Source organism: Streptomyces huasconensis (assembly GCF_021028635.1).
Classification (GTDB): domain Bacteria; phylum Actinomycetota; class Actinomycetes; order Streptomycetales; family Streptomycetaceae; genus Streptomyces; species Streptomyces huasconensis.
Genome location: NZ_CP086119.1, coordinates 8,111,599 through 8,134,996, shown reverse-complemented (window position 1 = coordinate 8,134,996; position 23,398 = coordinate 8,111,599). Strand labels below are relative to the sequence as shown.

6 protein-coding genes (1 of these 6 cut by a window edge) are annotated in these 23,398 nt (G+C 74.2%); all 6 read right to left on the bottom strand.

Features of this window, described 5'->3' with window-relative positions:
- Nucleotide 1 precedes the first annotated feature (1 nt).
- Entirely contained in the window at nucleotides 2-3,238 is a 3,237-nt protein-coding gene (gene fabD, locus J2N69_RS35945; protein WP_230904475.1) for an ACP S-malonyltransferase, read from the bottom strand.
- Entirely contained in the window at nucleotides 3,235-8,400 is a 5,166-nt protein-coding gene (locus tag J2N69_RS36485; RefSeq protein WP_443049331.1) for a non-ribosomal peptide synthetase, read from the bottom strand. Before J2N69_RS36485 ends, fabD begins: the two co-directional genes overlap by 4 nt.
- Nucleotides 8,349-9,236: a condensation domain-containing protein gene (locus J2N69_RS36480; RefSeq protein WP_269075661.1), complete on the bottom strand. Its 888-nt coding sequence runs from the start codon at nucleotides 9,234-9,236 to the stop codon at nucleotides 8,349-8,351. Before J2N69_RS36480 ends, J2N69_RS36485 begins: the two co-directional genes overlap by 52 nt.
- 78 nt (nucleotides 9,237-9,314) lie before the next feature.
- The gene (locus J2N69_RS35930; RefSeq protein ID WP_230904474.1) at nucleotides 9,315-12,920 is read right to left on the bottom strand and encodes a beta-ketoacyl synthase N-terminal-like domain-containing protein; all 3,606 of its coding nucleotides are present in this window, start codon (nucleotides 12,918-12,920) and stop codon (nucleotides 9,315-9,317) included.
- A 16-nt stretch (nucleotides 12,921-12,936) separates the two neighbouring features.
- Nucleotides 12,937-22,182 carry an SDR family NAD(P)-dependent oxidoreductase gene (locus J2N69_RS35925; protein WP_230904473.1) on the bottom strand — a complete coding sequence of 3,082 codons (9,246 nt, stop codon included), beginning with the start codon at nucleotides 22,180-22,182 and terminating at the stop codon, nucleotides 12,937-12,939.
- Nucleotides 22,179-23,398, bottom strand: the end of a protein-coding gene (locus J2N69_RS35920) for a non-ribosomal peptide synthetase (protein ID WP_230904472.1). 21,991 nt of this gene lie beyond the right edge of the window; 1,220 of the gene's 23,211 nt are visible here — the last part of the coding sequence; the start codon falls outside the window, past its right edge; it ends in the stop codon at nucleotides 22,179-22,181. The genes J2N69_RS35925 and J2N69_RS35920 overlap by 4 nt, the downstream gene beginning before the upstream one ends.

The window sequence follows — 23,398 nt, the reverse complement described above, 5'->3', positions numbered from 1 at the left end:
CTCAGAGCGCGGCGAACGCGGCCGCGCGCCGGCGCAGCAGTGCCGCCGTCTCGGTCATCAGCTGCTCGGCGATCGCATCCACGTGCCGCGACTGCCAGGACTCCAGGACGGTGCCGCGCGCCCAGGAGTTGAACGCGCCCATCGCGGGCCCGCAGTAGATCAGGTAGTCGACGGTCCTGCCGGGTTCACCGCGGCGCGCCAGCTCGAAGCCGCGGTCGAGGTAGCTCCTGAAGGCGTCGGCCATCCGACGCTTGGGGTCGCCGGCCTGGGCGGCGGACGCGAGCGGGCCGCGCAGGAACTTCTCCTCGATCTGCCGGCGGGTCGGCGCGTCGATGGCGTCGAGCGAGTCGTGGCGGCGCCACAGGTCGTGGAGTTTCGTGGCGCGCGCCGGCAGGAACACCCCGCGCTTGACGACCTGGGCGCGTACGCCGAGTTCGAACATCTCGGCGGCGGGCGCGAGGGCCACGTCGTGGACGTCCAGCGACTGGAGCAGGTCCTTGACCGCCGTGCTGGTGTCCGCCTCGGGCGTGCACTGGTTGATGGACCCGGTGAGCACGAAGTCCGCGCCGAGGAGGAACGCGGCGGCGGCCGCCTCCGGGCTGCCGATGCCGCCGGCGGCGCCGACGTGCACCCGCGGCCCCGGTCCGGCCGCGGCGTCGCGCAGCCGGAGCACTGCGGGCAGCAGCGTGGTCAGGCTCCCGACGGCGTCGTACCAGCCGGAGCCGGTCTCCACGCACAGGTCGTCGGCCAGCGGCAGGCCCGCGTACCGCGCGGCGTCGTCCTCACGGACCTGGCCCGAGTCGACCAGTTCGCGGACGAGCGCGGGTGGGGCGGGCGCGAGGAAGGCGGCGGCCATGTCGGTGCTCGACACCTTGGCGAGCACCCGCCCGCCGCTGAGGCGGTACCTGACCAGGGCCGGGGTGATCCGCAGGAATCCGGAGGCCTCGACGGTGCGCACGCCCTCGCGCAGGAAGAGGTCGACCAGGGCCGACTCCCGGTCGGGGTCGGTGTGCTGGTGCAGCAGGTTGGCGCCGTAGGGCCCATCGGCGCCGAGCCCGGCGCGCACCGCGTCCAGGCCCTTCCCGACCTCGTCGAGGGGGAGCCCGGCGGTGCCGAAGAAGCCCATGCCGCCCGCCTTCCCGAGCCGCACCAGGAGCTCGGCGCCGGACACGCCGCCGTACATGGCTCCCGCGAGGTAGGCGTAGCGCAGGCCGTAGCGCTCCCGGAACGCGGCGGCGCCGAGGGCCGCGGGGTCGCCGCCGTCCCGGGCCGCCACCGGCTCGCCCGCCATGACCGGGGGCTCCGCCCCCGCCACGGCGGGCTCGGGCCCCACGGTCACAGGCCCCGCCTCCGCCACTGCGGGCTCCGCCTCCAGCACCAGAGGCTCCGCCTCCGCCCTGATCTTCGTGACGAGTTTGTCGAGGACCCGCCCCGGACCCAGTTCCACGAACGTGAAGTCGCCCTTGCCCATGAGGTAGCGGATCGTGTCGGTCCAGAGCACGGGCGAGGCGATCTGGCGGGCGAGCTGCCGCGCCACCTCGCCGGGGCGGTAGGGCCGGGCGTCCACGTTGGCGACGACGGGCACGGCGGGATCGCGCAGGGTGAAGCCCGCGAGGAAGCGGCCGAACTCCTCGGCCGTCTCCCGCAGGTAGCGGGAGTGGAAGGGGGCGCTGACGTTGAGCTGGACGTAGTGCGCGCCGAGTCGCTCGAACACCGGTTTGGCCGCGGTGATCTGCTCGGTGGGCCCGGCCAGCACGAACTGGCCGGGGGCGTTGTGGTTGGCGATGTCCAGAGCGGTCAGGCCGTGCTCGGTCAGGGCCCGCTCGACGGTTTCGAGGTCGCACTTGAGGACGGCCGCCATGCGTCCGCCGTCGGCGCGGCTCATCAGTTCGCCGCGGCGGGCGACCAGGCGGAGCCCGGTCTCGAAGTCGAAGGTTCCGGCGGCGAACAGCGCCGCGTACTCGCCGAGGCTGTGCCCGACGAAGTAGTCGGGCGGCGCCGGGTTCTGGCGCTGCTCGCACAGCCAGGCGAGGGCGCTGACGACGTAGAGGGCGGGCTGGGTGAACCGGGTGAGCTTCAGCTCGCGGCGGGGGTCCTCGACGCACAGTTCGCGGATCGAGTAGCCGAGCACCGAGTCAGCGAGCGCGGTCTGCTCGGGGAACTCGTCGAAAAGGTCCTTGCCCATGCCCTTGGCCTGACTGCCCTGGCCCGGGAATCCGTACACCTTCATGACGCCGTCCTTGGATACGGGGAGTGCGGGGAGTGCGGACTGGGCCCGGCGCCGGGTGGCCGGTACGGCGGCGCGCACGGCGGCGAGGGAGCGGATGTCGTCGCCCAGCGGGCTCAGCAGCGGCAGCGACCGGGAGCGCGAGGTCGCGGGCAGGCCGTTCCGGGCGAAGTTGTGCAGGGTGCCCGAGGGGCCGAGGTCCACGTACTGGAAGGGTCCGCGCCGCTCCAGCGCGGCCAGCGTTCCCGCGTACTCGATGGGCAGCCGGGTCGCCCGCCACAGGTGGTCCACCGTGACGCGGTCCACCTCGCCGCCGGTGGCGCAGGAGACGACGGGCAGCCGCGGTGCCTTCAGCTCGGCCTCCGCCATGACGGAGCGGAACAGCGGCTCACCGGGGTCCATCCGGCGCGAGTGGAAGGCGTACGGGACGGGGACGCGGTGGCACACCACCTTGCGGGCCCGCAGTTCCTCCTCGGCGGCCACCAGGTCCTCGTGCGCGCCGGAGAGGACGAAGTGCCCCGGGTAGTTGCGGGCGGCGACCTCGGTGCGCTCCCGCAGCAGCGGCACGCGTGCGTGCAGTGCCACGTCGTCCAGTACGGCGAGCATGCCGCCGCCCGGCGCGGCGCGCAGCGCGGCGGCCTGGCGGACGAGCAGCCGCAGGCACTCCTCGGCGTCCAGGACGCCCGCGAGGACGGACGCGGTGAACTCGCCGAGGCTTGCGCCGAGCAGCAGGTCGGGCTCGATGCCGTCCGCGATGAGGGTCTCGGCGGCGGCGAGTTCGACCATGACGATCGCCGGGTGGGTGAAGGCGATGTCGTCGAACGGTTCGGCGCGGCCCCGGCCCGGCGCGTACAGGGCCGCGAGCACGGACTCGCCCAGCTCATCGGCCGCCACCGCGTCGAGGCGATCCATGACGCGGCGGAACACCGGTTCCGTCTCGTACAGAGCCGCTCCCATCCCGCTGTACTGCGAGCCCTGTCCGGAGAACTGGAAGACGACGGGGCGGTTCAAGCGCGTTCACCACCCTGCTGTTCGCGTATCTCGGCGACGCGGAACTCGCCCTCGTGGAAGACGCCGAGGCCGGGCGGCGCGGCGCGCTCGCCAAGGGCGGCGTCGGCGAGTTCCCTCACGGGCCGCGCGAGGCCGTCGAGCATGGCTTCGAGCACGTTCTGCAGGCCGAGCAGGAGCCGGGTGGCGGCGGCGTCGGTGACCTCGTCGCGGTGGTAGGACAGGTGCACGGTGACGACGTTGGTGGGGAAGACGTCGAGACGCAGCGGGAAGCCCATCTTGGAGACGAAGAACGCGGTGCCCGAGCGCTCCATGGTGTCCACGCCGACGTTCTGGAACACGATGTAGCTCTCGCAGGGCAGCGTGCCGGGCGGCAGGTCGCTCCAGCCGAGGACGGTGTCCAGGGGCGTCGTCTCGTGGCCGCCCATCTCCACGAGGGCGCCGAGGACGTCCTTGAGGAAGGACCCCGCGTCGCACTCGCGGTGGAGGCGGGTGCGCAGCGGCAGGATGTTGAAGGCGGGGCCCACCATGGTGGAGAGCGCGTCGGGGTCGGCGACCGGTGAGGAGCGCCCCGCGAGAAGCACGCCGTGCGTGACGTCGTCGGAGGCGGTGTACGCGGCGTTGACCAGTGCCCAGGCGCCCTGGAACAGGGCGTTGAGCGGGAGGTGGACGCGCTGGGAGAGGCGGCGCAGGCCGAGGGTGGTGTCCCGGTCGAGGGTGATGATCTGGCGGGCGCAGCCCTTCTCGGCCGGCTGTGCGGGCAGCAGGGCGCGGACGCCTTCGGACAGGGCGGTCGGGCGGGTCAGGCCGGCGAGGGCGCGCCGCCAGTACTCCTCGGCGGGCCGCGCGGGCAGAGCGCGTACGCCTTCGACGAACTCCTTGAACGGCAGGCGTGCGGGGGCGGGCGCCGGGGTGCGGCCGGTGGCCGCCGCGTCGAGCAGTTCCTGGAGCCGGTCGGTGACGATCTCGAAGCTCCAGCCGTCCAGGCAGAAGTAGTTCAGGCTCACCACGACGAGCGCGGTCTCCGCGTCGAGCAGGGCGACCAGGTAGCGCAGTGCGGAGGCGGTGCCGAGGTCGACGCCGCGGTCCCGGTCGGCGGCGAGGTAGGTCTCCAGGCGGGCGTCCTGCTCGGGGCCGGCGAGGCCGCGCCAGTCGGCGAAGGTCGTTTCCGGGGCGGCGTCCTCGTGCACCACCTGCACCGGCTCGGCGAGGCCGTCCCAGGCGAAGGTGGTGCGCAGCAGCGGGTGCTCGGAGATGAGCCGGCGGAAGCAGTCGACGAAGATGTCCCCGCTGAACGCGGAGACCTGGAGCAGCTGCATGCGGTGCACCAGGAAGAGGCCGGGCTCGGGGCGCTCGCGCCACTCGCCGAGCGCCCACTGCTGGAAGGGTGAGAGTGGGTAGACGTCGACCACTCCGGGTGCCTCGGACAGCTCGCGCAGCGCCGCGTCGGCGTCCTGCCCGGGGGCGACCCGATGCTCGGGGGCGGTGGTGTCGGCGGTGGCCCGTTCGTCGAGGGCGGCGGCCAGGGCGGCGATCGTGCCGTGCCGGAAGACGAGCTGCGGGGCGAACTCCAGGCCGCGCTGCCTGGCCTTGGCGACGACGTGGATGGTGTGGATGGAGTCGCCGCCCAGCTCGAAGAAGTTGGTGTGCACGCCCACGTCGTCCACGCCGAGCACATCCGCCCACAGCTCGGCGAGGACGTGTTCGGTGGGGGTGGTGGGCTCGGCGGCGGCGCCGTCGGTGTCGCCCTGTTCCGGCACCGGCGGCAGCGCGTCGCGGTCGAGTTTGCCGTTGACGCCGACCGGCAGGGTGCGCAGCGGCAGGAACGCGGCGGGCACCATGTAGTCCGGGACGCTGTCCTTGAGGAAGCGGCGCAGGTCGCGGACCAGTTCGGCGCCCGCGCGGTCGAAGGCGGGGTCGTTCGTCAGGGGACCGGCCCGCCGGGGGTCGGGCAGGTCCAGGTGGTGGGTGCCGGTGCGACTGAGCAGGACCGCGTAGCTGCCGTCGGTGGCGTCGGGCATCCAGGAGACCGTGACGGCGAGGCCGGTGTCGGCGCCGAGGCGCCACCACTCCTCGGGGTCCACGTGGTCCGCGGTGCCGGTCGGGGTGTCGCGGACGAGTTCGCCGACGATCTCCTCGGCGTCCTTGTCGCGCAGCAGGGCTTGCCGGGCGTTGACGGCGGCGAGGCGGGCGTTGGGCACGCCGCGTACGACGAGCGCGTCGGGCCGCTCCTGTTCGAGGCGTCGGCGTACCTCGTCGAGGCCGGCGGCGTCGGCCCAGTCGAGTGTGCGGACGTCCGTGTCGGGGGCGTGGTCCCGTGCCGTGACGCGCAGGACGGCGTCGTAGCGGTAGCGGGTCAGTTCGTTGTCGTGGCGGCCCCGGCGGAGCTGTAGGTCGACACCGCCGATGGCGGGCCTGTCCTCGCGCAGGGCGGTGAAGAAGGCGGGGTGGACGAGGAGTTCCTGCTCCTGGCGGGTCCGGCGGGCGATGCGTCCGCGGAGGCGGCCGACGGGGAGCTTCGCCGTGGCGCGGCTCAGCTCGACGTCGGTGTGGAAGGTGTCGAGCAGGGCGAGGTTGCGCAGGTCGCCCACGAAGACGGCGCCGTCCCCGGTGAGGCTGTCCAGGGCCTGGCCGAGGACCTTGCGCAGGTAGGCGCCGTCGGGGAAGTACTGCGCGACGGAGTTGAGGATCACCACGTCGTACGGCTCCTCGTCGAGCCCCGCGCTCTCGTCGGCGGCGCGGTGCGAGAGGGTGACGCCCGCGAGGTCGGGGCGCTCGGCGAGCAGCCGGGTGCGCACGAAGTCCAGGGCGGCCGAGGAGATGTCGGTGCCGTGGTAGCTCTCGCAGTGCGGGGCGATGCGGGAGAGCAGCAGGCCGGTGCCGCAGCCGATCTCCAGGACCCGTCGGGGGCGCAGGGCGAGGATGCGTTCGACGGTGCCGTCGACCCACTCCCGCATCTCCTCGGCGGGCAGCGGCTCACCGGTGTAGCTGCTGTTCCAGCTGGCGATGTTGAAGTCCGCCTCGCGCGCTCCCGTGCCCCGCGCGTAGGCCTGGTCGAAGACCTCCGCCCACTCGGCGACGCGCTCGGCCATCGGGTCCTCGTCGTCGCCGGGGGCCTGCGCGGCGGACGCGGTGTCGGGCACGACGTAGGCGACGAGCTGCTTGTGCCCCGCCTCGCGCGGGTCCTCGCGGGTGACGACGGCCGCGTCCAGGACGCCGGGGTGCCGGGTCAGGGCGGCCTCGACCTCGCCGGGTTCGATCCGGATGCCGCGCACCTTCACCTGGAAGTCGGCGCGGCCGCGGTACTCGATCGCCCCGTCGGGCAGCAGCCTGGCCAGGTCGCCGGTCTTGTACAGCCGCTCGCCGGGCGCGCCGAACGGGTCGGGGACGAAGCGCTCCTCGGTCAGCTCGGGCCGGTTGTGGTAGCCGCGGGCCACCTGGACGCCCCCGATGTGCACTTCGCCGACGACGCCGACCGGTACGGGGTTGAGCCGTTCGTCCAGGACGAGGACGCGGGTGTTGGCGATGGGGCGGCCGATGGGCACGACGCCGCGCTCGTCGCCGGGCACGCACTGCCAGGCGGTGACGTCGACGGCCGCCTCGGTGGGTCCGTAGAGGTTGTGCAGCTCGGTCCCCGGCAGCTTGGCGAAGAACCGCTCCTGGAGGGCGAACGGCAGCGCCTCGCCGCTGCACACCACGCGGCGCAGGTCCGCGCAGCGTCCGGCGAGGCCGTCGGCGCCCTCCTCCTGGCCGAGGAAGACCTGGAGCATCGAGGGCACGAAGTGGGCGGTGGTGATCCGCTCGGCGCCGGTCACCTCGGCGAGCCTGGCGGGGTCCTTGTGCTCGTCGGGGCCGGCGACGACGAGGGTGGCGCCGGCCAGCAGCGGCCAGAAGAACTCCCACACCGAGACGTCGAAGCTGAACGGTGTCTTCTGCAGCACCCGGTCGGTGGCGTCCAGGCGGTAGCGGTCCTGCATCCACAGCAGCCGGTTGACGATGCCGCGGTGGGTGTTGAGGACGCCCTTGGGCTCGCCGGTGGACCCCGAGGTGTAGATCATGTAGGCGAGCGTGTCGGGGCCCGCCCCGTGCGCGACCGGTCCTTCCGGCCCCTCGGCGATCCGGGCCCAGTCGGCGTCGAGGGCGCACACCTCCGCCTCGGTGGGCGGCAGCCCGGCACGCAGGTGCTCCTGGGTGAGCACGAGCATGGGGGCGGCGTCGTCGAGCATGAAGGCGCGTCGCCGGGCGGGGTGGTCGGGGTCGACCGGGACGTACGCGGCGCCCGACTTGAGCACGCCGAGCAGCGCGACGACCAGCTCGACGGAGCGCTCGGCGCAGACGGCCACGGTGAGTTCGGGGCCCGCGCCGCGGCCGCGCAGCCATTGGGCGAGGCGGTTGGCGCGGCGGTCCAGCTCCGCGTACGTCACCTCTTGGCCGCCGAAGACGACCGCGGGGGCGTCCGGGGTGCGGGCCGCCTGGTCGGCGATCAGGTCGTGCAGGCAGCGCTCGGCGCCGTCGAAGACCTTCGCGGTGTCGTTCCACTCCTCGACGATCCTGCGGCGGTCGGCGTCGGGCAGCACGGGCAGCCGGGAGACGGCGACGTCGGGCCGGGCCGCCGCGGCCTGAACCACGACGCGGAAGGCGTCCATGAGGCGGCGCACGGTGGCCGGTTCGAAGACGTCGCGGTTGTACTCCACCTCCACCAGGAGCTCGTCGGCGCAGTCGACGACGCTGATCCACAGGTCGAACTTGGAGGTGGCGATCCGTACGCCCTCGATGGCCTCGATGACCAGCTCGTCGCCCGGCTTCAGCTCCCGGGCGGGCAGGAAGTTGAAGCAGACCTGGAACAGTGGGTTCTGCGACAGGTACCGCTCGGGCCGCAGGGCGTCGACCAGGACCTCGAAGGGCACTTCCTGGTGCTGCTGGGCGCCGTTGACGACTTCCTGGACCCGCCGCAGCACCTCGCGGAAGTCGGGGTCCCCCGCCATGTCCGTGCGGTAGACGAGGGTGTTCACGAACATGCCGATCAGCGGCTCGATGTCGACGTGGGTGCGGTTGGTCACCGGTGAGCCGACGGGGATGCCGCTCTGGCCCGTGTAGCGGTGCAGCAGGACGTTCAGCGCGCCGAGCAGCACGACGAACAGGCTGACGCCCTCGCGCCGGCACAGGGCCTGCAGTTCGTCGCGCAGGGCGGCCGGGTAGACGTCCCTGAGGTCGCCGCCCTCGAAAAGGTCTGGACGGGCGGCCGGGGCCGGTCCAGGGGCAGCTCCAGGTTCTCCGTGCCCTCGCCCAGTTGGCGCCGCCAGTACGCGAGCTGGTTCTCCAGGCGGTCGCCGGAGAGGTACTCGCGCTGCCAGACGGCGAAGTCCGCGTACTGCACGGCCAGTTCGGGCAGCGGGGAGGGCCGGCCCGCGGCGAACGCCTCGTACAGCGTGAAGAGTTCCTGCCAGAACAGGCCGAGCGACCAGCCGTCGACGACCACGTGGTGGGCGTTGAGCAGGACCACGTGCAGCTCGGGGGCGAGCCGGTAGAGGGTGACGCGCAGGAGGGGGCCCGTGGCCAGGTCGAAGGGCCGGCGGCCCGCCTCGAAGACCAGCGCGTCGAGCCGCGCCGGGTCGTCGGTGAGGTCGACGAGTTCGACGGGGACCTCGACGTCGTCCACGATCTCCTGCCACGGCTCGCCGTTCTCGCTGGGCAGCCGGGTGCGCAGCGACTCGTGCCGGCGCACCACCTCCTCGGCGGCCCGCTCCAGGATCTCGCGGCGCAGCGGCCCGCGGACGCGGAAGCTCATCGGGACGTTGTACGCGGGGCTGTCGGGCACCATCTGGTCCAGGAACCACAGGCGGCGCTGGGCGTAGGAGAGCGGCGGGCGGTCGTCGGCGGGGCGGCGCGGGATGCGGGTGGTCCCCGACGTGCGGGCCGCGCCGCTGAGCTTCTCCAGCAGGGCCCGCTTCTGCGGGGACAGCCGCGCCTTGCGCGAGGTGGCGAGATCTTCGCGGGACATTGCGGGGGAACTCCTTGGTGGTCTCGGCGGTGTCCTGGCTCTCGCCGTTTCACGCGAGCGGCGGGCTTACGGTCCGGTTCACGCGAGCAGGGTGGTCACACTCTCCTCGGGCAGCTCGTCGATGCGCTCGATCAGCTCGGCCTCCAGCATCTGGACCATGTCGGCCAAGGTGCGGGCCTGGAACAGCTCACCGAGGTCGAGTTCGATGGGGAAGCCGCTCTTGAGGCGGGAGATGATCTGGGTCGCCAGGATCGAGTCGCCGCCCACTTCCTGGAAGTCGTCCTCGGGGCGTACCGAGGTGACACCGAGCACGTCGCGCCACGCGTCGGCCACCAGCTCCTGGAGCGGGCCGCCGGACGGCTCATCCGCCGCCGCTCCCGCCGCGACGGCCGCGCCGGCTTCGGCGGCCGCGGCGGGCGGTTGCGCCACGGGGCGCGCGGCGCTCGGGGCCGGGGCGTCGGGCAGTGCCCGCCCGGGCTCGCCCGCCTCCCGCGCGCCCTCCAGTTCCGCGAGGACGACGGCCTGGTACGCCTGGTCCTCGCGCACGGGGGCCGGCGTCAGGGCGCGGACCGCGCGGAAGCCGCCGCGCTCCAGGGCCTGGCGCCACAGGGAGACGCTGAGCAGCGGGGAGCCCGGGATGCGGCAGTCGTCCTCGTAGGCCCACCAGCCGCCCATCAGCCCGAAGGTGAGGGTGAAGAAGTCCTGCGCCCGCGTGGTCTCCAGGAGGATGAGCACGCCGCCGGGGCGCAGGAGCTGCCGGGCGTGGGCCAGGGTGTCGTCGACGCGGCGGGTGGCGTGCAGCACGTTGCAGGCGAGGACGAGGTCCTGGCTGCCCGCTTCGAAGCCCTGCTCCACGGGCGCCGACTCGATGTCCAGCGGCGCGAAGGTGACGTAGGGGTGGTCCTTGCCGTACTGGTTGCGCCCGTACTGGGTGAAGCCGCGCGAGATGTCGGTGTAGACGTAGCTGAGCCGCCCGTCGGAGGCGTCGAGCGCGGGCAGCACCTTGGCGGTGGTGCCGCCGGTGCCGGCACCGATCTCCAGGACGGAGAGGGCGGCCCCGGGGTCGCGTTCGCGCCGCGCCCGGACGTAGCGGGCGACGAGCCCGGCCACCAGGCCGTTGGTGTCCCCGTCGCTGTGGTAGACGGCTTCCACGGCGTCGAAGGAGCCGCCGGGGAAGAGCACCTCGTGCGCCTTCTTGCGGCCGGTGAGGACGTCGGGCATCTCTTCGAGGCAGAGCGTCAGGAGGTGGAAGTAGCCGTCCATCTCGGCGTACTCGGCGGTCACTTCGCCCTTGAGGCGGGCCAGTTCGCTCTCGTCCCAGGTGAGCCGGCCGGGTTCGGCGACGAGGTCGGTGGTGAGCAGGTGCTCGCCCTCGGCGCGCAGGTAGCCGCCTTCGGTGAGGACGCCGAGCAGTCCGTGGAAGAGCGCCGCGTGCTCGTCCACGACGCCGAGCCGGCTCACCAGTTCCGCCTCGGTGTACCGCTCGCCCGCCGCCGCGAAGACATCTAGGCGGCGCAGCGAGGCGAAGAGCATCCTGCGGCAGACGCCGGTCAGTTCGCGCACCATCACGTCGGAGCGCAGCGCGGCTTGCAGGTCCCCGGCGGCCGGGTCGGACCGCAGGTGCTCGGCCGCGGCGGCGTCGAGGTCGGCGAGGACGGAGGGCACGGCGTTCGCCGCCGACGCCGGACGGGCGGCGCCCCGGTCCGCCGGGCCCGGGGCGGTGCCGTCGGCCCAGGCGTGCGGGAAGACCTCGCGCGCGAAGGGGTGTCCCGGCAGGGCGACGCGGCGCGGTGCGGTGCCGGTGTGCAGGCGGGGCCAGTCCACCGGGGCTCCGGTGACCCAGGCCGCCGCGTACTCGTCGACGTCGCGGCCGGCGGGGCGGGTGGCGGGGCGGCGTTCGGCGGCCCGGCCGCTGTAGGTGCCGGGCACCGCGGCGGCGCCGTCGGCGAACGCGTCCAGGCGGGCGAGCAGTTCGTCCGTCGACGTGGCGGTGACGGCCACGCGCTCGGCGAACGCCTCGCGGCCCACTTGCAGGGTGTACGCCACGTCCCGGAGCGCGAGCCGATCCGGCTCGGCCGCGCGCAGGTGGGCGGCGAGTGCGGCGGCCTTCTCGCGGAGCTGGTCCCCGCTCTTGGCGGAGAGCGGTACGACCATCCGGCGCTCGGGGGTGGGCAGGGCCGCGGGGCGGGTGTCCACGTGTTCCTCGATGACGATGTGCGCGTTGGTGCCGCTGTACCCGAAGGAGCTGACGCCGGCGACGCGGGGCTGATCGGCCTCGCGGTCCCAGTCGGCCAGTTCGCGGCTGACGTAGACGGGGCTCTCGTCGAAGTCGGCGTGCTTGTTCTCGGTGCGGAAGTTCGCCACGGGGGGCAGTTTGCCGTGCCGCATGCACAGCAGCACCTTGATGGCGCCGAGGACACCGGCGGCGCCCATGGTGTGCCCGATGTTGGCCTTCACCGAGCCGACGGCGCAGAATCGCCTGCGGTCGGTGAACTCCGCGAACGCCTCGGTGAGGCCGTGCACCTCGATCGGGTCGCCGAGGCTGGTGCCGGTGCCGTGCGCCTCCACGTAGCGCAGGCGGGCCATGTCGACGCCGCTGCGGCGGTAGACGTCGCGCAACAGCGCGCTCTGGGCGGCGGAGCTGGGCGAGGTGATGCCGGAGGTGCGGCCGTCCTGGTTGGTGGCGCTGCCCCGGATGACGCCGAGGATCCGGTCGTTGTCGCGCACCGCGTCGGAGAGGCGCTTGAGGACGAGTGTGCCGACGCCCTCACCGACGAGCATGCCGTCCGCGTCGGCGTCGAAGGGGCGGCAGGCCCGGCCCGGCGAGACGGTGCCGAGGGCCTCCATGGTGACGAAGGTCCCGGGGTGGTTGGCGACGTACACGCCCGCGGCGAGCGCGAGGTCGGATTCGCCGTCGAGGAGCAGCCTGCGGGCGATGTCGACGGCGACGAGCGAGGACGAGCAGGCGGTGTCGACCGTCATCGCGGGGCCGCTGAGGTCGAGCTGGTAGGCGAGGCGGGCCGCCATGATGCTGGTGTCGGCGCCCATCAGGGCGTGCGCGGAGTACTCCGATTGGGGCGCGAGGCCGGTGCTGCCGACGATGGTGGCGACCGCGCGGCCGCGCAGCGCGGAGGCGTCCTGGGCGGCGTCCTCCAGCGCGTGGTAGCAGGATTCGAGCAGCACGCGCTGGGCGGCGTCCATCGCGGCGGCCTCGCGCGGGGCGATGCGGAAGAACGCCGGGTCGAAGCGGTCGCTGTCGGCCATCCGTCCGTAGCGCGGGGCGGCGACGTCCGGGAAGTGCTCCTCAAGCAGGGCGAGCGCCACGGGGTCATCGACCTCGGTGGTGCGGTCCTCGCCCGAGGCGATCACCTGCCAGAGTTCGTCGGGGTTGTTCGCGCCCGCGGTGCGGCAGTGCATGCCGATCACCGCCACGGCCTCCGGCGGGGTGGCGGGGGCGAGCCGCTCCGACACGCGTGCGGCGAGCCCGTCGAGGTCACCGGCTTCGCTCACCGCGCTGGTCGGGAGCGTGGTACCGAACCGGGAGTTGATCTCCTCGGTGAGTGCCACGGCCGCGGCGAGGTCCAGGCCCAGCTGATCGAACGGCGTACCGGAGACGCGCTGGGGGGTCACATCGAGGACACGGGCCGCGAGTTCCGACAGCGCCTGCTTGACGTGGGGCGACATTGACTTCGTATCTCCTTCAGCTCCGCGGGGCGCGCGGCGGCGCGGTGGTCTCGGCCAGGTGTGCCCGGTTGGTCCGCAGGCGGTCCTCCGTGCTGCCGGAGGCCGCCTTGCGCAGGTGGAAGAGGCGGCGTGCGATCCAGCCGCGCCGCAGCGGCTCCGCCAGGTCGGGGTCGGGAGTCTTCGCCGCGGAGTCACCGGGGTGCGTCTCCTCGACCACGAAGCGGTTGTGCGCGAAGACCTCGGCCCAGGTGGCGGCGGTGGGGACACTGATCCCGGCGCCGGGGTCGACGAGGTCGCCGCTGAGCGTGCACAGGTAGTCGGCCAGGAGGAGCCGGCCGCCGTCCACGACGGCCGCGTCGATCCGGGCGAGGAGCGCCTGCTTGTCCTGCACCCGGTAGCCGGCGTCGATGCCGTACGCCAGGTCGTACTGGCCGGGGAACGGGTCCAGCGGCCCGCTCCGGTGGAACAGCTCGACCCGGCCGTCGAGACCGCGCCGGCCGAGGTCCCGCCGGGCCCGGTCGGCGAGTTCCTTGTCGCAGGTCACGCCGTGCACGATGAGCGCGGGATGCGCGACGGCGAGCCCGACGAGCGAGGCGACGTCCCGGCAACCGAAGTCGAGCACGGCGCCGAGGTCTTCCAGACCGGCGGAGGCGAGGAGGGGGTGGTCGGTGAGGGGGGTCGGGGTGGGCCCAGGGACGGGGGCCCGAACGGGGGTGGGGGGCGTCGCCGCAGGGTCCGGCCCGGCGGCGGGGGGCTGGGCGGGGGTGGAGTCAGGGGCCGGGGCCTGGGGGGACCCCGGGGCGGAGTCCGAGGCCGGGGCCTGGGCAGAGTCCGGGGCCTGAACGGAGCCCGGGGCCGGGGCCTGGGCGGAGTCCGGGGCCGGGGTCGTCGCCGCAGGCTCCGGTTCGAGGGCTGGGGTTGTCGCCGCAGGCTCGGCCGATAGTGGCACGGGTGCGAAGGCGGGGCCGGGTGCCGATGCGGGTGTTGGTGCCGAGGTGGGTGCCGGCTCGGCCACCAGCTGTGCCTGGGCCGTCGCTTCGGTCGTCACCCCGGCCACAGCCTCGGCCGTCACCCCGGCCACGGCCCCGGCCGTCGCTCCGGTCGCAGCCTCACCCGCCGCCTTGGGCCGGTTGCCGCCCTTGCCCCCGCTCGTCAGACGGCGGCGCAGGTACGCGGCCAGGGGCCCCGGGGCCGGGTGGTCGAAGACGAGGGTCACGGGGAGGCGCAGGCCCGTCACGCGGTTGAGGCGGTTGCGCAGTTCCACCGCGGTCAGGGAGTCCAGGCCCAGTTCGACGAAGCCGGTGTCGGGGCCGATGGTGGCCGGGTCGGTCACCAGGACCGAGCCCACCATCTCGCACACCAGCTGGAGGAGCAGCGTGAGCTGGTCGTCCGGGGAGAGACCGGCGAGCCCGTCGATGCCCCTGTCCGGCCGGGAGGAGTCGGCGGTGACCGCGGCCGTCCGCGGCGCGTCCCGCAGCAGGGCGCGGTGAAGCGGATGGCCCTCCCCCGACTCCGCCTGCGCGCGCAGCGCCGCGAGGTCGAGGCGCATGGGGACCTGGAGGGGTTCGTCCGCGCCCCGGGCCAGGTCGAAGAGGGCGAGACCATCCGCGGAGGGCAGGGGCAGCAGCCCGCCGCGGGCCATCCTGCCCGTGTCGCCCTCGCTCAGGTGCTTCGTGAGGCCCGTGGCCTGCTCCCAGTACCCCCAGGCCAGTGAGGTGCCCGGCAGCCCCTGCGCCCTGCGGTGCTGGGCGAGGGCGTCCAGGAACGAGCTGGCGGCCGCGTAGTTGGACTGCCCGGGGTTGCCGAGGACGCCGGCCGCGCCGGAGAACATCACGAACTCGGCGAGGTCGCTCCCCCGGGTCAGCTCGTGGAGGTGCAGGGCGCCCTCGGCCTTGGGCCGCAGCACCCGGGTGAGCCGCTGGGGAGTCAGCGCGTCGAAGACCCCGTCGTCGAGGTCCCCCGCGGTGTGCACGACGGTGCCGAGCGGATGCTCGGCGGGGATGGCGGCGAGCACCTCCGCGAGCCGCTGCCGGTCGGCGACGTCGCAGGCCACGACGGACACCTCCGCGCCCGCCGCCCGGAGTTCGGCGGCCAGTTCGGCCGCTCCGGGCGCGTCGGGGCCGCGCCGGCCGAGCAGCAGCAGGTGCCGGGCGCCGCGCTCGGTCACCAGATGCCGGGCGAGCATGCCGCCCAGGGTGCCCGTACCGCCGGTGATCAGGACGGTGCGGGCGGGGTCCGGGCGGCGCGGCACGGTCAGCACGATCTTGCCGACGTGCCGGGCCTGGCTCATGAACCGGAAGGCCTCGGGCGCCCGCCGCAGATCCCAGGCGCGCCGGGGCAGGTGGGTCAGGACGCCCCGCTCGAAGAGGCCGACGATCTCGGCGAGGATCTCCCCGATGCGGCGCGGCCCGGCGTCGACGATGTCGAACGCCCGGTAGCGCACGGCGAAGTGCTCGGTCGCGACCTGCGCCGCGTCCCGGATGTCGGTCTTGCCCATCTCCACGAACCGCCCGCCGCGCGGCAGCAGCCGCAGTGAGGCGTCGACGAACTCGCGGGCGAGCGAGTCGAGTACGACGTCCACGCCCCGCCCCCCGGTGACGGCGCGGAAGTGTTCCTCGAAGCCGAGGTCGCGCGAGGAGGCGAGGTGGTCCTCGGGTACGCCGAGGGCGCGTACGGCGTCCCACTTGCCCTCGCTCGCGGTGGCGAAGACCTCCGCGCCCAAGTGGCGGGCGAGCTGCACGGCGGCCATGCCGACGCCGCCTGCGGCGGCGTGCACGAGGACCGACTCGCCGGAGCTGAGGCCCCCCATGTCGACCAGGCCGTAGTAGGCGGTGGCGAACGCGACGGGGACGGCCGCGGCCTGTTCGTAGGACCAGCCGTCGGGCATCGTCACGACCGTGTGCGCGTCGGCCACGCAGACCGGGCCGAGGCCGCTGGGGAAGAGGCCCATCACGCGGTCGCCGACGGCGAGGTGACGTACGTCGGCGCCCACGTCGAGGACGGTTCCGGCGCCCTCCGCGCCGAGCGTCAGCTCGCCGGGGTACATGCCGAGCGCGCCGAGCACGTCACGGAAGTTGAGGCCGGCCGCGCGCACCTCGATCCGCACCTGGCCGGGGCCGAGCGGGGCGTCGGCGGCGGGCCAGGGCAGCAGGGCGAGGTTCTCCAGCGTGCCGGCGCCGCTCGTGTCCAGGCGCCATGCGGTGCCGTCACCCGGCGGTACGAGCGTGCCGTCCGAGCCCAGCGGGGCGAGGCGGGGCACCAGGGCCCGGCCCGCGCGCAGGGCGAGCTGGGACTCACCGGCGGCGAGAGCCGACGCGACCGCGGCGGGCAGCGCGGCGGCGGACGTCCGATCATCGTCCACGTCGACCAGGAGCAGCCGCTCGGGGTTCTCCGCCTGGGCGGCCCGCAGCAGGCCCCACACCGCGGCGTGCGCCAGGTCCTCGACGTCCTCGCCGACGTGGGTGGAGACGGCACGCCGGGTCGCGACGACGAGGCGCCCCGTGGTCCGGCTCTCGTCGTTCAGCCAGGTCCGCACGAGGTCGAGGGCGCGCGCGGTGGCGGCCGTCATCCCGGCCGCGAGGTCGGCCGTCGGTCCGGCGCCCAGGGTGAGCAGCGAGTCCTCCGCCTCGTCCGCCACGTCGACGCCCGCGTCCCGCAGGGCCTCGCGGAGGCCGAGGTCGTCCGGTCCCGCCACGGCCAAGGTGCCCTCGGCGGCGTCGGCCGGCGTGAGCAGCGTCCACTCCAGGCGGAGCAGTTCGTCGGGCAGGGCGGCCGCTCGTACGAGCTCGGGCTGGGGAGAGGTACCGGTGAACGGGCGCAGCACCAGCGAGTCCAGTACGGCGAGCGGCCTGCCCGCGGTGTCGGCGACCGCGGCCGAGACCGCGTCGGTACCGGCGCCGGTGAGCCGCACCCGCACCGAGGCCGTGCCGCCCGCGAACAACCGCATGCCGGTCCAGGAGAAGGGCAGCAGTCCGCCGCCGTCCCGGACGAAGCCGCCGAAGCCCATGGCGTGCAGGGCGGAGTCGAGCAGCGCGGGGTGCAGGCCGTAGCGGGCCGCGTCGGGGGCGTCGTCGAGCGTGGCTTCGGCGAAGACCTCGTCGCCGCGCCGCCAGACCGCGCGCAGCCCGCGGAACGCGGGACCGTAGGCGTACCCGGCGTCGGCCATCACCTGGTAGTAGTCGTCCACCGGTATCGGCTCGGCGCCGGCCGGCGGCCACGCCTCCCTCGCGAATCCGGCCTCGGTGTCGTCCGAGGCTCCGGCGTCGGTGTCGTCCGAAGCGAGCAGTCCGGCGGCGTGCCGTGTCCGTGGCCGCTGCTGTGCCGCCCCGTCATCGGCGAGAGGCCGCGAGTGCACCTCCAGGTGCCGGCTGCCCGTGGCGTCGGGCGCCCCCACCACGAGCTGAAGCCGGACACCGCCCGGTTCCTGTTCCGTGAGGGTGAGCGGGGCCTCGAGGGTGAGTTCCTCAAGGCGTCCGCAGCCCAGCGTCCGGCCGGCGTGCAGCGCCATCTCGACGAAGCCGGTGCCGGGGAAGAGCACCGTGCCGGAGACGGCGTGGTCCGCGATCCACGGGTGTGTGGTGAGCGACACCTCGCCGCTGAACACGGTGCTGCCGTCGGCCAGTTGGACGCGGGAGGTAACGAAGGGGTGTTCGGTGGCGGCGGGGACGGGGGTGTGCTCCTGGGCGGCGGGGGCGGGCGCGTCGACCCAGCAGATCCTGCGTTCGAACGGATACGTCGGCAGCCCCGGCACCCGTACGGGCTTGCCACGCCCGTTTCCGGCCGCGTCGCCGTCCGTGTCCACGCCTGCGTCCGCGTGCAGTGCGGTCCAGTCCACGACCGCGCCGCGCACCCACAGGTCCGCCACCCGGGCGAGGTCGCGTTCGCGCAGGGCGGTGTCGAGCCCGGACGCGTCCACTCGGGCGGCCGTGGCCGAGAACACCGCATCACCGGGGCGGCCCCGACGCCACCGGGTCAGGTGCCCGCGCAGTTCCTCGGCGCCGGAGGCGATGACGGCGAGACGGTGGGTCAGGTCCGTGCGGCCGACCTGGAGGGTGTACGCGATGTCGGCCAGGGCGGCCGCGGGCCGCTGCCCGAGGAAGTCGAGCCAGAGGTCGGCGTAGGCGTCGAGGCGTTCGCGCGTGTGCGCAGAGAGGACGAAGAGGACGGGACCGCGCCCGGCGGGCCGGGGGCGGTGGGCCGGCTCGGGCGCCTCTTCCAGGACGACGTGCGCGTTGGTGCCGCCCCCGCCGAGGCCGGTGATCCCGGCACGGCGCGGTACGGGGACGCCGTCGACCGTGACCTGCTCCCAGGGCACGGGGGTGCCGGACAGTTCGAAGGGGAGCCGGTCGATGTCGATGGCCGGGTTGTACTCGTCGGGCAGCCGGGTCGGCGGCAGCGTGCGGTGTCGCAGGGCGAGGACGACCTTGAAGAGCTGCGCCATGCCGGCGGACGCCTCGCCGTGGCCGATGTTGGGCTTCAGCGAGCCGATGCGGTACGGCCCGCGCGCGTCCTGCCGGTCCTCGAAGACCTGGGTGAGGGACGTCATCTCGACGGCGTCGCCGATCTCGGAGCCGTTCGCCGTGGCCTCCACGTAGGCGACGGTGCGCGGGTCCACTCGGGCGTCGCGCAGCGCCGCACGGATCACCTCGGCCTGCCGCTGGGAACTGGGGCTGGTGAAACCGATGGTGCGACCGTTGTGGTTGACGGCGCTGCCGCGGATGACCGCGTGCACCGGGTCGCCGTCGCGCAGCGCGTGCCGGAGCGGCTTGAGCAGCACCACGCCGACGCCCTCGCCGGGGACGATCCCGGCGGCCTGGGCGCCGAAGGACGCGCAGTCGTCCCGGTCGGACAGCAGCCCCACCGTGGCCAGTTCGACGTACGTGGACGGGTGCAGGTAGAGGTTCACCGCCCCGGCGAGTGCCAGGTCGCAGCGGCCGGAGCGGAGGCTCTCGATCGCCTCGTGCAGGGCGACGTGGGCCGAGGAGCAGGCGGTGTCCACGGCCTTGCTCGGGCCGCCGAGGTCGAACTGGAACGACACCCTGTTGACCATGTCGCCGAACGACGTGCGGGGCATCTCCAGGCGCCCCTCGGCGCCGAGCTGCGTGAAGCCGTGCTTGGCACCGCCCGCGAAGACGCCGATGCGGCCACGGACGTCGGCGGGGAGCTTCGACGGGGCGTGGCCCGCGTCCTCCAGGGCCTTCCAGCACTCCTGGAGGAAGAGGCGCACCTGCGGGTCGGTGTTGCGGGCCTCCTGCTCGGTGAAGCCGAACAGAGCGGGGTCGAACGCGTCGAACCCGTCGAGGAAGGCGCCCCACTTGGAGTGGCTCTTGCGCACCACGTCGGCGCCCTCGGGCCGCGGGTCGTAGTGCTCGCGCCAGTCCCAGCGGCGCCCGGGTATCTCGGTGACGGCGCTCCTGCCCTCCATGAGCAGCTGCCAGAAGCTGTCGTGGTCGGGGGCGTCGGGGAAGGTGCCGCTCATGCCGATCACGGCGATGGCACCGTCGAAGTCGTCGAGGCCGAGATCGACGGCCGTCGCGGTCTCGGTATCGGCGGGGGTGTCGGCGACAACGTCCGCCGAAGCGGGGGCAGGGGCGGCGGTGACCTCATCGCGCTCGACCGACGCGGGCGCTGCGGCTTGGCCCGACCCAAAAGCCGATACGGGCCCGCTCCCGCCCGCCGCTTCCGCGGGCGCCGGCTCGCCGCTCCACCCCAGGAACGCCCTGCAGGCATCAGGGAACCGCTCGACGAGGTGCCCGGCCACGCCCTCGACCTTGGCGAACTCGAAGAACAGGGTGCGGGACGCGGCCGGGAACGCCTCGCTCAGGAGTTGGTTCAGGCGGGTGCGGGTGACGGAGTCGATGCCGTAGCGGTCGAGCTGCTCGCCCGGGTCGATCTCGCCGTCGCCCTCCGTGCCGCCCAGCAACTCCGTGGCCATCAGGGCGATCCGCTGCTCCACCGCCTCCGCCAGCCGCTCGGGACGCCGCTCCGTCCGCCCGGCGGGCACCGGAGCAGCCACGGACGCGGGAGCGGGCGTGGGCGCAGGAGCGGGACGGGAAGCGGGAGCCACCGGGGTCATGGGAATGCAGTGGCGGGTCTCGGCGAAGGGGTAACCGGGCAGGGGGATCCTCGTCGGCGTGCCGCCCCGGTGCAGTACGGCCCAGTCCACGGGTCCGCCCCGCACCCACAGCTCGGCGGCACGGGTCAGCTTGCCGCGTGCGAGCCACTTGCCCACGGCCTCACGCAGCTCGTCGTCGGCGAACAGCCGCGCGACGTCGGACTGCCCGTCGCCCTCGCCCAGCCAGCAGTTGTCGGGCAGCTCGGCGCCCTCGGCCAGTGCGCGCAGGGCGGTGGCGAGTTCGTCCAGGTCCCGTACGACGAGCGCCGCTCGCGCGGCCAGTTCCGCGCGTCCGAGCTGCAAGGTGCGCGCCACATCGGCCAGTGAGGGCGGCGCGCCCAGGGGGCGGTCGTCCTGGGCGGTGTGTCGGCCCGCGTCGACCAGCCGCGCCAGTTCGGTCGCCGTGCTGCCCTCGTGCAGGGCATCGCCGTCGATGTGGCCGTCGAACCCGGCGTCCAGTGCCTCGCCGATGCGGCCGAACTGCTCGGGCCGCACCCCGTAGGAGTCGAGGGGCTCGTCCGGGTCGATCTCCTCGGCGTCCACGCCCAGGACGTCGGCCACCACGGCGCACACCCGCGCCGGCTCCACCGCACGCGCGGCGGACGGGCCGGCGACGGCAGAGGCGGAGGTGGTGGCGTCCGCGAGGTACTCGGCGAGGTTCTTCGCGTACGCGCGCAGCCGCTCGGGTGTACGCGCCGACAGCGGCACGACCTGCGGCGACGTGTCCTCGCGACGCCCCTGCCCCGCGACGGGCGCGGGCACGTACTGCTCGACGACGACATGCGCGTTGGTCCCGCTGTGGCCGAAGGAGTTCACCGCGGCCATCAGCGGAAGGCCGTCGGGGTGCTGCCACGGGCCGGCCGCCGCGTCGGCGACGAACGCGGAGTCCGCGAGGTCGATCAGCGGGTTGAGGTCGCGCAGCGTCGGCATGCCGACCAGTCGCCCGTACCGCATCGAGAGCAGCACCTTGATCATGCCGACGACCCCGGCGGGGGCGCCCGTGTGGCCGATGTGCGCCTTGGCGCTGCCGAGGGCGGCGAACCCGCGCTCACCGGTGAGCCGCCGGAACGCCCGTACCAGCGCGTTGGCCTCCACCGGGTCGCCGAGCGCGGTGCCGGTGCCGTGCGCCTCGACGTATCCGACGCGCTCGGCGGGGATGCCGAAGCGGCGGTACACGTCGAGGACCAGTTCCTCCTGGGCGGCGCCGTTCGGGGCCGTGATGCCGTTGCTCGCGCCGTCCTGGTTCATGCCGGTGGCGCGGATGATTCCGTGGACGTGGTCGCCGTCGGCCACCGCGTCGGAGAGCCGCTTCAGTACGAGGACGGCCACCGCCTCGGAGTAGACGGTGCCGTTGGCGTCGGCGTCGAAGGTGCGGCACTCGCCGCTCGGTGACATCGCGCCGCTCTCGACGAGCAGGTCGAGGCCGCGCGCGTCCAAACCCGCGTTGACACCGCCGGCCAGCGCCAGGGACGACTCGCCCGACCGCAGGCTCTGGCAGGCCAGGTGCACGGCGGCCAGGGAGGAGGAGCAGGCCGTGTTGACCACGAGGGCGGCGCCGCGCAGGTCGAGGAAGTACGAGAGTCGGGAGGCCACCAGGGCGTCGGAGGCGCCGGTGAACGACTCGTGCGGGTAGCCGGTCGGCTCGGCGCCGATGAACAGGCCCGTACGGGAGCCGGCGAGCGACGTCGGGTCGATCGCGGCGTCCTCCAGGGCGTGCCAGCTCTCCTGGAGCAGCAGCCGCTGGTTGTGGCTCATCAGATCGGCCTCGTGCGCCCGGATGCCGAAGAACTCCGCGTCGAAGTGGTCGCGTTCGGTGAGGGCGCCGCCCCAGCGGTAGCCCGCCGGGTCCTCGGGGGCGATGTAGTGGTCGGGCAGCTCGCCGTAGCCGACGCGGCCCTCGGTGAGGTTGCGCCAGAACGCGCGTACGTCCGACGCTCCCGGGAACTGCCCGGCCATGCCGACCACCGCGATGTCCAGCATCCGCGAACGGTCGGGGCGGTCGGCGGCGCCGGCCGCCGCCTCCGGCGCCCGGCCCCGGTCCTCACCCTGGTCCTGGCGGCGCGCGTCGAGGAGACCGCGTGCCTGCTCCGCGCCGACCGCGCCCTTGACGTATCCGTCGAGGATGTCGCGGAAGTTAGCGCTGCTCATCGTTGCTCCCTCGTGGCCAGCTCTGCGTCGAGCAGGTCGAGCACTTCCGCGGCGGACAGCTCTCCTGCCGCGAACCGTGCCTCCAACTTCACGATCAGGTCGTCCGGCGCGGTCGCCGGCGGTTCCGGTCGCGCTGATGGCGCCGGTGGTTCGTGGGGTGCCGATGGCTCCTGGGGTGCCGGGGCCAGCAGGTCGTTCAGGTGGTCGGCCAGCCGCTCCACGGAGGAGAACTCGTACAGGGCGGCCGCGTTGAGCTCGATGCCCAGCTCCTCGGCGATGGCCGCGACGAAGGTGGAGCCGGTGATCGAGTCGACCCCGAGGTCGGCGAAGGCCGTCGAGGGCGACAGGTCCTCCTTCGGCACCCGCAGGGTCCTCGCGAGGCGTGCCACGAGCAGGCCGCGCAGCTCCGGACGCCGGTCGTGGGCGACGGGCGCGCTCGGTCGCCGCCCGTCGGCGGCCCCGCTCCGCTCCGCGCCCCGAGCCGTGACCGGCGCCGGGGCCCGCATCCCGATCACCTGCCGGTGGCGGCCCGCCCGCAGCAGCCGCACCGCCGTGTCGAAGCAGGCGGCCCCCTCGTCGTCGTCCAGGAAGCCGAGCGTCGGGTAGTCCCGCGCGGCCTCGCCGAACGAGGCGCGCCAGGCTCCCCAGTTGACGATGCCGACCGGGAAGGCGGCGCCGGGGGCGACGGCCCTGGCGAAGGCGTCGGCCGAGGTGATGCCGGCCGCGTAGGCGGCGTGGGTGCCCGCGCCGCCGAAGGAGAACGCCTGGGCCGAGGAGAAGTAGCAGAGGAAGTCGAGCGGTTCGTCCGCCACGGCCTCGTAGACGTTCCGCGCCCCCGCCGCCTTGATCTCGTAGTGGGCCCGGAACTCCTCCTCGCCGAGGTCCGCGAGGGCGCCCGGAGCCCCGGTGATGCGGGTGGCGCCCGCGAACAGCACGCCGTGGATCTCGCCGAGCAGCCCCTTGGCCTCGGTGATCGCCCGTCGTGCCTGGCGCGGGTCGGTGACGTCGCCCTGCACATAGCCGACGCGGTCGCCGTAGAGCGCCTCGCGCACCGCGGGGTCGCTCTGCGGGCGGCGTCCGACGCAGACCACCTTGGCGTCGTAGCGGTCGATGAGGTGGCGGCTGACGACGCGTCCGACGAAGCCGCTGCCGCCGACCACCACGTAGGTGCCGCCGGGCCGGATGCCGGGCAGGCCAGGTGCGGCGGCCTCGGCCG